We start from the raw sequence: 1,185 nt of genomic DNA, 5'->3' as shown, positions 1-1,185 counted from the left end.
ACCCCGGCATGGATGCCGGGGTAGCCGCGACACGGCCATGGATGGCCGATCGCGGCGGGCCCACGGAGCAATGCCTGACTGCGGGCATGCCGAGCCTGGGCGAGGCACCGAGTGGTGGGGCAAGAGCCCTTTTGGTTACTTTTGGGGCTCTTTTCCAAAAGTGACCCGCCGTAAGGGCGGAACCAATAGCCGCCGTCATACAAAAAACGGATATGCCCCCCGAAGAACCCACAGTGTTGTTCCGATCTTCCAGAGCAGACGCAGGCAGCCTTGCAAGACCAGCAAGAAGCAACTGGTAGAGCACCGAACTACAAAGCCCGCTCCATCTTGATGATCTCAATGGACACCGGGCTATTGCCCCGGCTGAATGTTCCCTCGCCAATCTTGCGGAAGCCATGCGAGGCATAGAATTTTTCGGCGGTCAGGGTCGCCTCCAGATAGGCCCTGTCATGCCCAGCTGCGGCGATGCGCTGCAAAGCCTCGGCCAGCAGACGCGCACCAAGCCCCTGCCCGGCTGCCTCCCCGCGAATAAACAACTTGCTGACTTCATGGCCGTCGATCTCCACGAAGCCCTGGAGCCTGTCGTTGCAAGCCAACCACAGGTTGCCCGCGTCGATGGCCGAGCGGTAGGTCTCAGGTGAGCGACCGTCGAGCCACATGGCAATCTGCTCGGGACCGTAGTCGGCATTGCACAGGTTTTCGACGGAGTTTTTATGCACCAGGAAGATGCTCTCGGCGTCTTCTGGGGTCGCTGGGCGGATCAGTAGATTTTTCATTCCCTTGAGATTCCGAGTGTGGCCAGTAAACCCAGGCGTTATAGCCGATCTTGCGCCGGGCAGCGACCGAAGACCGCACATCTTGTGCGTTGACCAACTTTCCGACACACCATATAGTGTGCCCACCCAGGCAGGCGACCACTACATAGTGTGCGAAGCCGGTAATTATCGAGTTTTCTGGACGGTTTCATACGCCGCCAGAACAGACCAGGAAGGAGTATTTCATGCTGAGTTGGGACGAAGTCGACAACGAAGACACCGGTGCAGCGGTCATCCGTGGTACCAACGCCGGCCACGCCACCGAAGCCAACATGGACCGCCTCGACGGTGCCGGCGCTGCCGCTGCCATCGAAGCCCGCGCCGTCACCGCCAACGACTCCGCCGCCATCGTGCGCGCCAAGGCTGCCCT

At 60.4% G+C, this 1,185-nt stretch carries 1 protein-coding gene and 1 pseudogene; one reads left to right on the top strand and one right to left on the bottom strand.

Translation table 11 applies throughout. The annotated features are described in order from the left end of the window. Positions 1-308: 308 nt before the first annotated feature. On the bottom strand, positions 309-776 hold the full coding sequence (locus HBO24_RS29300) for a GNAT family N-acetyltransferase (RefSeq protein WP_057439736.1): 468 nt from the start codon (positions 774-776) through the stop codon (positions 309-311). Positions 777-1,000: 224 nt separating this feature from the next. On the opposite strand from HBO24_RS29300, the pseudogene HBO24_RS29295 reads away from it, so the two are divergent. Continuing rightward, positions 1,001-1,185 (top strand): annotated as a pseudogene (locus tag HBO24_RS29295) (ribonucleotide-diphosphate reductase subunit beta); the annotation flags it as partial.

It is taken from the genome of Pseudomonas sp. WS 5410 (assembly GCF_012985645.1).
GTDB classification, from domain to species: domain Bacteria; phylum Pseudomonadota; class Gammaproteobacteria; order Pseudomonadales; family Pseudomonadaceae; genus Aquipseudomonas; species Aquipseudomonas shahriarae.
This window is presented reverse-complemented; position numbering and strand designations above follow the sequence as displayed.

Coding starts and splice junctions, on each gene's coding strand:
- HBO24_RS29300 (WP_057439736.1), bottom strand. CDS start 776: ATGAAAAATCTACTGATCCGCCCAGCGACCCCAGAAGACGCCGAGAGC.